Here is a 13,055-nt window from a genome sequence, read left to right as displayed (position 1 = left end):
TTAAGGAGTTGGCATGGCGAATATGTTTGCGCTAATCCTCGTGATAGCGACGCTGGTGACGGGTATTTTATGGTGCATTGATAAATTTATTTTTGCGCCAAAACGTCGGGAAAAACAGGCGGCAGCTCAAGCTGCCACGGGTGATGTGCTTGATAGCAAAACGCTCAAAAAAGTCGGACCGAAACCAGGTTGGTTAGAAACGGGGGCATCCGTATTCCCGGTGCTCGCGATAGTTCTGATTGTGCGTTCATTTATTTATGAACCCTTTCAGATACCTTCCGGCTCCATGATGCCAACGCTTTTAATCGGCGATTTTATTCTGGTAGAGAAATTTGCCTACGGCATAAAAGATCCTATTTACCAGAATACGCTCATTGAAACCGGCCATCCAAAACGCGGCGATATTGTGGTGTTCAAATATCCACAAGATCCGCGTCTTGATTACATCAAGCGTGCAGTCGGTTTACCGGGCGATCGTGTGAGTTACGATCCTGTGGCAAAAGAAGTCACTGTTCAGCCAAATTGCAGTTCAGGCCAGGCCTGTGACAACGCATTGCCAATCACTTACAGCAATGTAGAACCCAGCGATTTTGTGCAGACATTTGCACGTCGTAACGGCAGTGAAGCAAACTCTGGTTTCTTCCAGTTGCCACAGAACCAAACCAAAGAAAATGGTATCCGTCTTTCCGAGCGCAAAGAAACTTTGGGCGATGTGACTCACAATATTCTGACCGTGCCAATTGCGCAGGATCAGCTGGGTATGTACTACCAGCAACCGGGCCAACAACTGGCGACCTGGATTGTTCCACCGGGCCATTATTTCATGATGGGTGATAACCGCGATAACAGCGCTGATAGCCGTTATTGGGGCTTTGTTCCTGAGGCAAATCTGGTCGGTAAAGCTACCGCAATCTGGATGAGTTTCGAGAAACAAGAAGGTGAATGGCCAACGGGTGTTCGTTTAAGTCGTATTGGCGGAATTCATTGATCAATTAAATCCATTCAGATAACGACTTTCCACGTCGTTATCTATAGAATATCCCCCCGTATTAAGGTTGGCTCCTCTCTGAGGAGCCACGGCAAACGAAACAGCGTTGGTTCTCTTTTTCAGGTCTGTTCCGTGTGCTGAATAATTGACGCATTCATTAATTGGTATCGCATGAACCCCATCGTAATTAATAGGCTGCAGCGTAAGCTGGGCTACACTTTTGTACATCAGGATCTGTTGCAGCAGGCATTAACGCATCGCAGTGCCAGCAGCAAACACAATGAGCGTCTGGAATTTCTGGGTGACTCCATTCTTAGCTATGTTATTGCAAACGCGCTTTACCATCGTTTTCCACGCGTAGACGAAGGTGATATGAGCCGTATGCGTGCGACGCTGGTGCGTGGCAATACGCTGGCAGAAATTGCCCGTGAATTTGAGTTAGGTGAATGTCTGCGTCTTGGGCCGGGTGAATTAAAAAGTGGTGGATTCCGCCGCGAATCCATTCTGGCCGATACCGTAGAAGCCTTAATTGGTGGCGTTTTCCTCGACAGCGACATCCAGAATGTTGAGCGTTTAATTCTTTCCTGGTATCAATCTCGTCTGGATGAAATTAGCCCAGGCGATAAGCAAAAAGACCCTAAGACGCGTCTGCAAGAGTATTTGCAGGGTCGCCACTTGCCACTGCCATCTTATTTGGTAGTGCAGGTTCGTGGTGAAGCGCACGATCAGGAATTTACCATTCACTGTCAGGTGAGTGGCCTGCCTGAGCCGGTGATTGGCACCGGTTCAAGCCGCCGTAAGGCGGAACAGGCTGCAGCTGAGCAGGCGCTTATCAAGCTGGAGCTGGAATAATGAGCGAAGAACAAACCTTTTGCGGATTCGTGGCCATCGTTGGTCGCCCTAATGTCGGCAAATCCACGCTGCTAAACCAGTTGCTTGGGCAAAAAATTTCTATCACTTCCCGTAAAGCGCAGACCACTCGTCACCGCATTATGGGTATCCATACCGAAGGCCCGTATCAGGCGATTTACGTCGATACCCCAGGGCTGCATATGGAAGAAAAGCGCGCTATCAACCGCCTGATGAACAAAGCTGCGAGCAGCTCCATCGGTGATGTTGAGCTGGTTATTTTCGTCGTTGAAGGGACCAAGTGGACCGCAGACGATGAAATGGTGCTTAACAAACTGCGTGACGCGCGAGCGCCGGTGATTCTGGCAGTGAACAAAGTCGATAACGTGCAGGATAAAGGCATTCTGTTGCCGCATCTGCAATTCCTCGGTAGCCAGATGAACTTCCTCGACATCGTGCCTATTTCTGCGGAAAACGGCATGAACGTAGATACGATTGCGAGCATCGTTCGCAAACGTCTGCCAGAAGCGACTCATCACTTCCCGGAAGAGTACGTTACAGACCGTTCACAGCGTTTCATGGCCTCTGAAATCATCCGTGAAAAACTGATGCGTTTCCTTGGCGCGGAATTGCCATATTCCGTTACCGTTGAAATTGAACAGTTTGTCTCGAATGCCCGCGGCGGGTACGACATTAATGGTTTGATTCTGGTTGAACGTGAAGGCCAGAAGAAAATGGTTATTGGCAACAAAGGCGCCAAAATCAAAACCATCGGTATCGAAGCGCGTAAAGACATGGAAGAGATGTTTGAAGCCAAAATTCACCTTGAGCTGTGGGTGAAAGTGAAATCCGGTTGGGCAGATGACGAACGCGCACTGCGTAGTCTGGGTTATACCGACGATCTGAAGTAATAATATGGAAGGCTGGCAACGGGCTTTTGTCCTGCATAGTCGCCCCTGGAGCGAAACCAGCCTTCTGCTTGACCTCTTTTCAGAAGAGTCAGGGCGTGTTCGTTTAATTGCGAAAGGCGCTCGTTCTCGCCGTTCAAACCTCAAAGGGACACTCCAACCCTTTACTCCCTTGCTGGTTCGCTGGGGTGGACGTGGTGAAGTTAAAACACTGCGTAGCGCCGAAGCTGTCTCGCTGGCACTTCCTCTGAGCGGTATTACGCTTTACAGCGGCCTGTACGTGAATGAACTGGTTTCACGCGTGCTTGAAGATGAAACCCGTTTCTCTGAATTATTCTTCGATTACCTCCATTGTATTCAGGCTTTAGCCGGAACCAGCGGTTCTCCTGAACCGGCATTGCGTCGTTTTGAGTTGGCGCTGCTCGGACATCTGGGTTACGGCGTAGATTTCCTGCATTGTGCCGGTAGCGGCGAAGAAGTCAGCGATACCATGACTTATCGCTATCGTGAAGAGAAAGGCTTTATCGCAAGCCTTGTGGTGGATAACCGCACCTTCACTGGCCACGAATTAAAGGCGCTTGCTAACCGCGAGTTTCCAGATTTAGCCAGTTTGCGCGCTGCCAAACGTTTTACTCGCATAGCGTTAAAACCCTATCTGGGAGGAAAACCCCTCAAAAGCCGCGAATTGTTCCGCCAGTTTGTGCCCAAAAAACCACCACTCAAATCACCTCAAGACCCGCAATAATGCCTGGGCGTAGCCATGCTTTCCTTCTCAGGTGTAAACTGCCGGAACTCAAACCGTTCTGACCCCGAGGAAAGGCATGTCTGAATTACTGTTAGGCGTCAACATCGATCACATCGCAACTTTGCGTAACGCGCGTGGCACGGCATATCCTGATCCTGTCCAGGCCGCATTCATTTGCGAGCAAGCAGGCGCAGACGGTATTACTGTTCACCTGCGTGAAGATCGCCGTCATATCACCGATCGCGATGTCCGCATTCTGCGACAGACCCTCGACACGCGTATGAACCTCGAAATGGCAGTTACCGAGGAGATGATTGGTATTGCCTGCGAAACTAAACCTCATTTCTGCTGCCTGGTGCCGGAAAAACGCCAGGAAGTCACCACCGAAGGCGGGCTGGATGTCGCCGGTCAACTGGATAAAATGCGCGACGCCTGCAAACGCCTCGCGGATGCTGGAATTCTGGTTTCTCTGTTTATTGATGCTGACCACGCGCAAATTGATGCTGCTGTGGCCGTTGGCGCGCCCTATATCGAAATTCATACCGGCTGCTATGCGGATGCGCAAGACGAAGTGACCCAGGCCAAAGAACTGGCTCGTATTGCAGAAGCAGCAACTTATGCAGCTGGAAAAGGGCTGAAAGTGAATGCCGGACACGGTCTGACTTACCACAATGTAAAAGCTATTGCTCGCCTGCCAGAAATGCACGAGCTGAATATCGGCCATGCGATTATTGGCCGTGCAGTAATGAGTGGTTTGAAAGAAGCGGTGGCAGAAATGAAACGCCTGATGCAGGAAGCGCGTAGCTAATGGCGATTCTTGGCCTCGGCACAGACATTGTTGAGATAGCGCGCATTGAAGGCGTTATTTCACGCTCGGGCGACCGTCTGGCGAAGCGTGTGCTCAGTGCCAACGAATGGCTGCAATACCAGGCGCACCAACAACCGGTGCGCTTTTTGGCAAAACGTTTTGCAGTGAAAGAAGCGGCGGCAAAAGCGTTTGGCACCGGTATTCGCAACGGCCTGGCGTTTAATCAATTTGAAGTGTTTAACGACCCGTTAGGCAAGCCGCAACTACGGTTTTGGGAAGAGGCAGAACGCCTGGCAGAAAGAATGGGTGTGCGCTCAGTGCACGTTACCCTTGCCGACGAACGACATTACGCCTGTGCGACGGTGATCATAGAAAACTAGAGTTTGTCGGCGTGATGCAACTGAACAAACTTGTCCCAAAGCTGCTCTTCATTCTCGATATGCGCGGGATCGCTGATGATGGTATTCGGGATCGGGCACACTTTCTGGCAAGTCGGTGTTTCGTAATGACCAACACACTCAGTGCAGCGATCGGTGTTGATCTCATAAATGCTATCCCCCATGGAAATGGCCTCGTTCGGGCACTCCGGTTCGCACATATCGCAGTTGATACATTTTTTAGTGATAAGTAGCGCCATGGGAAAATCTCGATAACAACAGAAACAGGGCGGGCATTATACGCCCAATCCTCGATCAAACCAGTTTTTTTACCAGCGCTTCACTATGACGAATGCGTTCTGGTGCGTGTTCCAGATCCCGTTGAACCAGCGCCATAAACAGCAAATCGGTTAGCATCATCTGTGCGCTGGTGGAGGAGATTGCCGCGCTACGCGTCGCCTGTTCTTCAGCGATGGTATACAAGCAAAGAGACGCTCGTTGCTGCAACGCATTTGGCGTGAAGCCGGTAATGGCGAGGATTTTTGCACCTGCTCGCAGAGTTTCATCCGCGGCGAGATTTATCTCACGCCGTTCACCAGAATAGGAAATAGCCAGTAATACATCGTCGGTGCTTGAAGCTTGGGCGGTCGCCAGCAGCGCGTGCATATCTTGTTCTGCGACCGCATTAATGCCAATTTTCATCAGCTTCCAGGCAAAATTCTTGGCGACCAGACCGGATGCGCCTATCCCTACCAACAAGACACGCCGCGCATTACGCAACATATTCACACTGGCAAGCAGCTTTTCTTCGCTATTGATATCAAGCGTGGCATGCATCGCCGCCATATTGTCTTTAATCAGCTTTTCACCGACCAGACGCAGCGGATCATCACCAAGAATCAAATTATGAACCGGTACAGATTGTGGATCCTGGCCGCTTGCCAACGCTTCGCTGATGGCGAGTTTGAGGGCAGGGAAGCCCTTAAAGCCCAGTTTTTGTGAGAACTTAACCACACTTGATTGGCTTACACCGGCTTCAGCCGCAAGCTGTTGCGAGCTTAAATGACGGGCATGATCGGGTTTTTCCAGCAGAAAGTCGGCCAGTTTACGGTCACTCTGTGCCAGTGTTGAGTAGCGGCTTCGGATTCGCAGTAAACAGTTCATTTCCTCTCCAGTGTGCCGGGTAAAATACCTGAGCGGCCCAATAATAACGTAAATTCACTCGCCTGAATTAATTGTATATTCCATTATTATGAAACTTGAAGGAATTAATTATTCAAAGGTGGCGGAAAAGTCCGGCTCACAGGTTCGCGAAAGCCAATACTCGCAATCTTTGCTGTCCGTTACCGGAAAAGTGATGGTCTATCTGTTAGGCTTTCTGATAGCGGTAATCGCTAGTTTGATATTTACGTGATAACGATCCAGAGGAGTAACGTTTGGCAACTCAGAGTGAGCGTCGGGTAGTATTTTTCGATTTAGATGGCACGCTGCATCAGCAGGATATGTTCGGCAGCTTCTTGCGCTATCTGTTGCGCCATCTGCCCCTCAATCTGTTACTTGTCATTCCGCTTTTGCCGGTGATAGGGGGGGCACTGCTGATTAAAGGACGCGCCGCTCGTTGGCCGATGAGCCTGTTATTGTGGGGAGCAACCTTTGGTCATAGCGAAACACGCCTCAAACAGCTGGAAACGAACTTCGTTGCCTGGTTCCGTGGGCGTGTCACTGCCTTCCCGATAGTCCAGCAGCGTCTGACGGATTACCTGACCAGTTCAGATGCTGATGTCTGGTTAATCACGGGTTCACCGCAACCGCTTGTTCAGCAAGTTTATTTCGACACGCCGTGGCTACCGAAAGTTAAGCTAATTGCCAGCCAGATTGAACGCTCGCATGGAGGGTGGGTGCTCACATTACGCTGCCTTGGGCATGAGAAAGTGGCGCAACTGGAACAAAAAATTGGCACGCCGCTACAGCTTTATAGTGGTTACAGCGACAGCAACCAGGATAACCCGCTGCTCTATTTTTGCCAGCACCGCTGGCGCGTCACACCGCTTGGGCAGTTGCAGCAGTTGGAATAATATCCTTCATACTTCAAGTTATAGGTGCGTCGAGTGTGTATAATGCGCGCCCGAATATAGCCGTGCCCGGAGAATCCCGTGTCAGAAAGTGAATTAACCCATGAATACTGGATGCGTCACGCGTTAGTACTCGCTCGTCGTGCATGGGATGAAGGTGAAGTTCCGGTTGGGGCGGTGCTGGTTCATAACAACCAGGTGATTGGCGAAGGCTGGAATCGCCCGATTGGTCGACATGATCCCACGGCTCATGCTGAAATCATGGCGCTCCGCCAGGGTGGGGTTGTTTTGCAAAACTACCGCCTGCTGGACACCACACTTTATGTCACCCTCGAGCCATGCGTCATGTGTGCTGGAGCCATGGTTCACGGGCGTATAGGCAACCTGGTATTTGGTGCGCGTGATGCCAAAACGGGTGCGATTGGGTCTTTAATGGATGTGCTCAGACACCCTGGCATGAACCACCAGGTTACTGTGACTGAGGGCGTGCTGGCAGAAGAGTGTTCGGCAATGCTGAGCGATTTCTTTCGAGCGCGTCGTCTTGAGAAAAAGGCCCTAAAGGAAAAGGCCCGAAGCGCGGAGTAGCCAGCTCTCCAGGCGCGACGACAGGATACGCTTGCGCGTATTTTTCTTCCTGCGCTTCCAGTCTCTCTTTTTCAAGTAAATACCCTGCCAGGCTTATGTGGTACTTACGGATATTTTCGACGTACGCATACGCCTCATGGCCGCGGGCATAACCATAAGTGGTTTTGCTGTAATACTGTTTCTGGCTCAATAGAGGCAGACGAGTTTTAACATCCGCCCAGCTATCCGGATTACCTTTTTGCTTCGCTGTGAGCTGGCGAGCATCCAGCATGTGGGCATACCCCATGTTGTACGCTGTCAGTGCAAACCAAATTCGCTCTTCTTCCGGCACGCTCTCAGGCACTTTCGCCATCATATCTTTCAGATACTGGCTTCCACCTGCAATGCTTTGCTCTGGATCCAGTCGGTCCGTCACACCGAGACTTTGTGCCGTGTTTTTAGTCAGCATCATCAACCCGCGCACGCCGGTTGGCGACGTAGCCTGGTTGTCCCAGTGTGATTCCTGATACGAAATTGCCGCCAGTAAACGCCAGTCTATTTCAGTGGCATATTTTTCGAATAATGGCTGAAGCTCAGGCAACACGGAATCCACGGCTTTGAGGAACGTGCGGGTATCGACGTAATCAAAATCCCCAACGTGGCCAAGATATTTCTCTTCCAGGCGAGCAAAAGTCCCGTCGCTGTTCAATTTGTTATAAAAATCGAGAAGGGCCGCAGAAAGGCTATCATCGCCATCCAGCGCGCTAAACCATGTCACGGGCTGCTCGTCAGTCACATCCAGAGCGACGGCAAGTTGCGGATGAACGCGCTGGAAAGTGCTTATCGCGACGGAATCTGCAATCGTAAAAGTGATCTTCCCGTCTACAACTTGTTGCAACAGTTCAGTGCTGCTGTGCCTCTCGTCGATACGCCAGCTCAAATCTGGGTACTTCTCTTCTTTAAGCTTTTTCAATGCATTGAGCGAGGTCACGCCTGGCGAAAGCACCAACTGGTTCTCTTTAACGCCAGCCAATGTTTTAGGTCGCGGGCTACCCATGCGATAAACCATCTGCTGCGAAACGGAATAGTAGGCTGGTCCCGCCTGGTAATGCTGGCTGCGTTGAGTGTTGTAGACCAGGCCTGCTGCAATCACATCGGCTTTGTCATTATCAATGTCATCAAACAGCTCTTGAATATTTGGACGAACGGTCACTTCCAGTTTCACGCCAAGGTAACGGGCAAATTGTTCGGCCATCTCGTAATCGAGGCCAATTTCTTTTCCCTGATACTGGGCATAAGTCAAAGGTGATTGAATGGTACTGACGCGCAAAACCCCCCGCGCCTGAATGGCGGCGATACGGTTTTCGGCTTGTCCGAACCAGGGAATGGAGGGCCATAGCGCCACTGCCAGCAACACGGTTACGGCACCGATAAGCAGATAATTAATCTTAAATCTTTTCAAATAGTTAATCTGCAACGAGGCGTAGAGTTTTCGCTAACAACAGGCTTCAAAAGTGGAGGTGCTCCCAAAAGGTGTGGCGCATTTTGCTTAACAAAACGCCACTGTGCAACATATTCAACATTTCTGGATAAATTTCCATCAGTGAAAACTAATGCGTTTATTTATACGCAAACGGTTTCGTCATGGCGGCGGATTCTCTATAATGGCGCCCGTTTTCCCCTTGCGCCCACTGAAGCGTCCCCCTGGCGTTTCGAAGACGAGAGATCTTTGATGATGGAAATTCTGCGTGGTTCGCCCGCTTTATCGGCATTTCGTATTAACAAATTACTGGTCCGCTTTAATGACGCCAACCTTCCGGTCAGCGACATTTATGCCGAGTATATTCACTTTGCCGATCTCGAGGCGCCGCTAACGGCTGAAGAGCATGCCCGCCTGCAACGGTTGTTGAAATATGGTCCAACCCTTGCCGACCACGCCCCGACTGGCAACCTGATTCTGGTTACGCCACGTCCTGGTACCATCTCACCCTGGTCCTCCAAAGCCACCGACATTGCTCGTAACTGCGATCTCGCCAAAGTTAAGCGCCTTGAACGCGGTGTTGCGTATTACATCACTGCCAGCACATTGACCGATGCACAGCGCCAGGAAGTTGCTGCGTTGCTGCACGACCGCATGATGGAAAGCGTGTTTGGTGCGCTGGACGATGCACAGCAACTGTTCTCTCATCACACGCCTGCCCCAGTACAAAGCGTTGACCTGCTAACGCAAGGCCGCGAAGCGCTGGTTGAAGCCAACATCCGTTTAGGACTGGCTTTGGCAGAAGATGAAATCGACTACTTACAGGATGCGTTCACCAAACTGGGACGCAACCCGAATGACATCGAGCTGTATATGTTCGCGCAGGCGAACTCCGAACATTGCCGCCACAAGATTTTTAACGCCGACTGGATTATTGACGGCGTGGAACAGCCTAAATCACTGTTCAAAATGATTAAAAACACCTTTGAGAAAACGCCTGACTACGTGTTATCGGCTTATAAAGATAACGCTGCAGTCATGGAAGGCTCACAGGTAGGGCGCTTCTTTGCCGACCACGAAGCGGGACGTTACGACTATCACCAGGAAGACGCACATATCCTGATGAAAGTTGAAACTCACAACCACCCAACCGCAATTTCCCCTTGGCCGGGTGCGGCGACCGGTTCTGGTGGCGAAATCCGTGATGAAGGCGCAACAGGCCGTGGCGCAAAACCGAAAGCGGGCCTGGTGGGTTTCTCGGTTTCTAACTTACGTATTCCGGGCTTTGAACAGCCATGGGAAGAAGATTTCGGCAAGCCCGATCGCATTGTGACCGCGCTGGATATCATGACCGACGGCCCTCTGGGCGGTGCGGCATTTAACAACGAATTTGGTCGTCCGGCGCTGACGGGATACTTCCGTACCTACGAAGAGCAAGTTAATAGCCACAACGGCGTCGAACTGCGCGGCTATCACAAGCCAATCATGCTGGCGGGCGGTATCGGCAACATTCGCGCCGATCATGTGCAGAAAGGCGAAATCACCGTGGGCGCGAAACTTATCGTCCTCGGTGGCCCATCCATGAACATTGGCCTGGGCGGCGGTGCAGCTTCTTCTATGGCTTCAGGCCAGTCTGATGCGGATCTGGATTTTGCTTCCGTACAGCGTGATAACCCAGAAATGGAACGCCGTTGCCAGGAAGTCATCGACCGCTGCTGGGAACTGGGCGATGCCAACCCAATCCTGTTTATTCACGATGTAGGCGCGGGTGGCCTTTCCAACGCCATGCCTGAGTTGGTGAGTGACGGCGGCCGTGGTGGTCGTTTTGAACTGCGCGATATCCTGAACGATGAGCCGGGCATGAGCCCGCTGGAAGTGTGGTGTAACGAATCCCAGGAACGTTATGTTCTGGCCGTTGCCCCAGACCAGTTGCCGCTGTTTGACGAACTGTGCCGCCGTGAACGAGCGCCATATGCCGTGATTGGTGAAGCGACGGAAGAAAAACATCTGACGCTTAACGATAGCCATTTCGACAACCAGCCAATTGATATGCCGCTGGATGTGTTGCTCGGCAAAACGCCGAAAATGGAACGTAACGTTGAAACGCTGAAAGCGAAAGGTGACGCGCTGGATTGCCGTAACATCACGATTGCTGATGCGGTCAACCGTGTGCTGCATTTACCAACGGTTGCGGAAAAAACGTTCCTCGTGACCATCGGCGACCGCTCAGTCACCGGCATGGTCGCGCGTGATCAAATGGTTGGCCCGTGGCAGATCCCGGTGGCTAACTGTGCGGTCACGACCGCAAGTCTGGATAGCTATTACGGCGAAGCGATGTCTCTGGGCGAACGTGCGCCGGTTGCGTTGCTGGACTTCGCGGCATCAGGTCGCCTGGCGGTCGGTGAAGCGTTGACCAACATTGCGGCTACGCAAATTGGTGCACTCAACCGTATTAAACTCTCAGCAAACTGGATGTCCGCAGCCGGTCATCCGGGTGAGGACTCCGGCCTGTACGAAGCGGTGAAAGCCGTGGGCGAAGAACTTTGCCCAACGTTGGGCCTGACAATTCCAGTGGGCAAAGACTCTATGTCGATGAAAACCCGCTGGCAGGAAGGCAACGAGCAACGCGAGATGACCTCTCCGCTGTCGCTGGTGATCACCGCATTTGCCCGTGTTGAAGATGTACGCCGCACCGTAACGCCACAGCTGAAAACCGAAGATAACGCCCTGTTGCTGATTGATTTGGGCGCGGGCCACAACGAGCTGGGCGCTACTGCGCTTTCTCAGGTTTACCGCCAGCTTGGCGACAAACCTGCTGACGTTCGCAGTGCCGAACAACTCAAAGGCTTCTTCAACGCCATTCAGGCGCTAGTGGCCGAGCAAAAACTGCTGGCTTACCACGACCGTTCTGATGGGGGTCTGTTGGTCACGCTGGCGGAGATGGCATTTGCCGGCCACTGTGGCGTGGAAGCGGATATTGCCGCACTTGGCAAAGACCATCTGGCTGCACTCTTTAATGAAGAGTTAGGTGCAGTAATCCAGGTGAAAGCAGCCGATCGTGCCGCCGTTGAGAAAACGTTGGCAGACCACGGTCTTGCGGAATGCGTTCACTTCCTCGGTAAAGCCGTGGCGGGGGACCGTTTCACACTGACCGCCGATGGTCATACGGTATTTAGCGAAAGCCGCACCACGCTTCGCATGTGGTGGGCAGAAACCACCTGGCAGATGCAGCGTCTGCGCGATAACCCGGAATGTGCCGATCAAGAACATGAAGCGAAAGCCAATGACAACGATCCTGGCCTGAACGTTAAACTGAGCTTCGATATTAAAGAAGATATCGCCGCACCGTTTATCGTCAAAGGCGCGCGTCCGAAAGTGGCGGTATTGCGCGAGCAGGGTGTTAACTCCCACGTTGAAATGGCGGCCGCCTTCCACCGTGCGGGCTTTGATGCCATTGACGTGCACATGAGTGATTTACTGGCAGGCCGTCGTGGTCTGGAAGATTTCCAGGCGCTGGTGGCGTGTGGCGGCTTCTCTTACGGCGACGTACTGGGTGCTGGCGAAGGTTGGGCGAAATCCATTCTGTTTAACTCTCGCGTGCGTGATGAGTTCGAAACCTTCTTCCATCGTCCACAAACTCTGGCGTTGGGCGTGTGTAACGGTTGCCAGATGATGTCGAACCTGCGCGAACTGATTCCTGGAAGCGACCTGTGGCCGCGCTTTGTGCGTAACCATTCAGACCGCTTTGAAGCGCGCTTCAGTCTGGTAGAAGTCACCTCCAGCCCGTCTTTACTGCTGCAAGGCATGGTCGGCTCCCACATGCCAATCGCGGTTTCTCACGGCGAAGGGCACGTTGAAGTGCGTGATGCGGCGCATCTGGCAGCGCTGGAAAGCAAAGGGCTGGTGGCACTACGCTTTATCGACAACTTCGGCAAAGTTACGCAAAACTACCCGGCGAACCCGAACGGTTCCCCGAACGGTATTACTGCGGTGACCAACGAAAGCGGGCGCGTGACCATTATGATGCCGCACCCTGAGCGTGTGTTCCGTACTGTAAGTAACTCCTGGCACCCGGAAGAGTGGGGCGAAGATAGCCCATGGATGCGCATTTTCCGTAATGCGCGTAAGCAACTCGGTTAAGTTGTTGTGGAATCCCTGCTTCGGCAGGGATTTTTTTGTCACCCTATCCCGACAATGGCTCTCTTGGTGTGTCTCTAATTTGCGACACTTAACATATTGATTTTAATTGATATGTAAAATATGA

At 51.9% G+C, this 13,055-nt stretch carries 12 protein-coding genes; 9 read left to right on the top strand and 3 right to left on the bottom strand.

Annotated elements, in window-relative coordinates:
* Nucleotides 1-13 precede the first annotated feature (13 nt).
* The 6 genes from lepB to acpS all read left to right on the top strand — a co-directional run bounded on the left by lepB (nucleotide 14) and on the right by acpS (nucleotide 4,678).
* Entirely contained in the window at nucleotides 14-988 is a 975-nt protein-coding gene (lepB, locus tag GBAG_RS15300; RefSeq protein WP_034497744.1) for a signal peptidase I, read from the top strand.
* Nucleotides 989-1,159: 171 nt separating this feature from the next.
* Nucleotides 1,160-1,840, top strand: a complete 681-nt coding sequence (gene rnc, locus GBAG_RS15295) for a ribonuclease III (protein WP_034459305.1) — start codon at nucleotides 1,160-1,162, stop codon at nucleotides 1,838-1,840.
* Nucleotides 1,840-2,748 carry a GTPase Era gene (era, locus tag GBAG_RS15290; protein WP_034497743.1) on the top strand — a complete coding sequence of 303 codons (909 nt, stop codon included), beginning with the start codon at nucleotides 1,840-1,842 and terminating at the stop codon, nucleotides 2,746-2,748. Before rnc ends, era begins: the two co-directional genes overlap by 1 nt.
* Nucleotides 2,749-2,752: 4 nt before the next feature.
* Nucleotides 2,753-3,490, top strand: a complete 738-nt coding sequence (recO, locus tag GBAG_RS15285; protein WP_034497742.1) for a DNA repair protein RecO — start codon at nucleotides 2,753-2,755, stop codon at nucleotides 3,488-3,490.
* Between the two features lie 76 nt (nucleotides 3,491-3,566).
* Nucleotides 3,567-4,298: a pyridoxine 5'-phosphate synthase gene (gene pdxJ, locus GBAG_RS15280; protein WP_034497741.1), complete on the top strand. Its 732-nt coding sequence runs from the start codon at nucleotides 3,567-3,569 to the stop codon at nucleotides 4,296-4,298.
* The gene (acpS, locus tag GBAG_RS15275; protein WP_034497740.1) at nucleotides 4,298-4,678 is read left to right on the top strand and encodes a holo-ACP synthase; all 381 of its coding nucleotides are present in this window, start codon (nucleotides 4,298-4,300) and stop codon (nucleotides 4,676-4,678) included. The genes pdxJ and acpS overlap by 1 nt, the downstream gene beginning before the upstream one ends.
* Here acpS and GBAG_RS15270 read toward each other — a convergent pair.
* Both GBAG_RS15270 and GBAG_RS15265 read right to left on the bottom strand, forming a co-directional pair.
* Entirely contained in the window at nucleotides 4,675-4,935 is a 261-nt protein-coding gene (locus tag GBAG_RS15270; protein WP_034497739.1) for a YfhL family 4Fe-4S dicluster ferredoxin, read from the bottom strand. The genes acpS and GBAG_RS15270 overlap by 4 nt on opposite strands.
* A gap of 55 nt (nucleotides 4,936-4,990) precedes the next feature.
* Complete coding sequence (locus GBAG_RS15265; RefSeq protein ID WP_034497738.1) at nucleotides 4,991-5,839, bottom strand: MurR/RpiR family transcriptional regulator; 849 nt, start codon at nucleotides 5,837-5,839, stop codon at nucleotides 4,991-4,993.
* A gap of 272 nt (nucleotides 5,840-6,111) precedes the next feature.
* Here GBAG_RS15265 and yfhb point away from each other — a divergent pair, with 272 nt between their 5' ends.
* Both yfhb and tadA read left to right on the top strand, forming a co-directional pair.
* The gene (gene yfhb, locus GBAG_RS15260) at nucleotides 6,112-6,750 is read left to right on the top strand and encodes a phosphatidylglycerophosphatase C (protein ID WP_034497737.1); all 639 of its coding nucleotides are present in this window, start codon (nucleotides 6,112-6,114) and stop codon (nucleotides 6,748-6,750) included.
* A gap of 78 nt (nucleotides 6,751-6,828) precedes the next feature.
* Entirely contained in the window at nucleotides 6,829-7,332 is a 504-nt protein-coding gene (gene tadA / locus GBAG_RS22260; RefSeq protein WP_072011193.1) for a tRNA adenosine(34) deaminase TadA, read from the top strand.
* Here tadA and mltF read toward each other — a convergent pair.
* On the bottom strand, nucleotides 7,217-8,773 hold the full coding sequence (mltF, locus tag GBAG_RS15255; protein ID WP_034497771.1) for a membrane-bound lytic murein transglycosylase MltF: 1,557 nt from the start codon (nucleotides 8,771-8,773) through the stop codon (nucleotides 7,217-7,219). The two genes, tadA and mltF, sit on opposite strands and share 116 nt — an antisense overlap.
* 270 nt (nucleotides 8,774-9,043) lie before the next feature.
* Between mltF and purL the strand changes: the two genes are divergently transcribed.
* Nucleotides 9,044-12,931: a phosphoribosylformylglycinamidine synthase gene (purL, locus tag GBAG_RS15250; RefSeq protein ID WP_034497736.1), complete on the top strand. Its 3,888-nt coding sequence runs from the start codon at nucleotides 9,044-9,046 to the stop codon at nucleotides 12,929-12,931.
* Nucleotides 12,932-13,055: the final 124 nt, after the last annotated feature.

The sequence above is a fragment of the Buttiauxella agrestis ATCC 33320 genome (assembly GCF_000735355.1).
GTDB lineage: Bacteria > Pseudomonadota > Gammaproteobacteria > Enterobacterales > Enterobacteriaceae > Buttiauxella > Buttiauxella agrestis.
The sequence above is the reverse complement of the archived record's forward strand: the minus strand, read 5'-3'. Positions and strand labels throughout refer to the sequence as shown.

Coding starts and splice junctions, on each gene's coding strand:
- acpS (WP_034497740.1), top strand. CDS start 4,298: ATGGCGATTCTTGGCCTCGGCACAGACATTGTTGAGATAGCGCGCATT.
- lepB (WP_034497744.1), top strand. CDS start 14: ATGGCGAATATGTTTGCGCTAATCCTCGTGATAGCGACGCTGGTGACG.
- pdxJ (WP_034497741.1), top strand. CDS start 3,567: ATGTCTGAATTACTGTTAGGCGTCAACATCGATCACATCGCAACTTTG.
- era (WP_034497743.1), top strand. CDS start 1,840: ATGAGCGAAGAACAAACCTTTTGCGGATTCGTGGCCATCGTTGGTCGC.
- rnc (WP_034459305.1), top strand. CDS start 1,160: ATGAACCCCATCGTAATTAATAGGCTGCAGCGTAAGCTGGGCTACACT.
- GBAG_RS15265 (WP_034497738.1), bottom strand. CDS start 5,839: ATGAACTGTTTACTGCGAATCCGAAGCCGCTACTCAACACTGGCACAG.
- purL (WP_034497736.1), top strand. CDS start 9,044: ATGATGGAAATTCTGCGTGGTTCGCCCGCTTTATCGGCATTTCGTATT.
- GBAG_RS15270 (WP_034497739.1), bottom strand. CDS start 4,935: ATGGCGCTACTTATCACTAAAAAATGTATCAACTGCGATATGTGCGAA.
- recO (WP_034497742.1), top strand. CDS start 2,753: ATGGAAGGCTGGCAACGGGCTTTTGTCCTGCATAGTCGCCCCTGGAGC.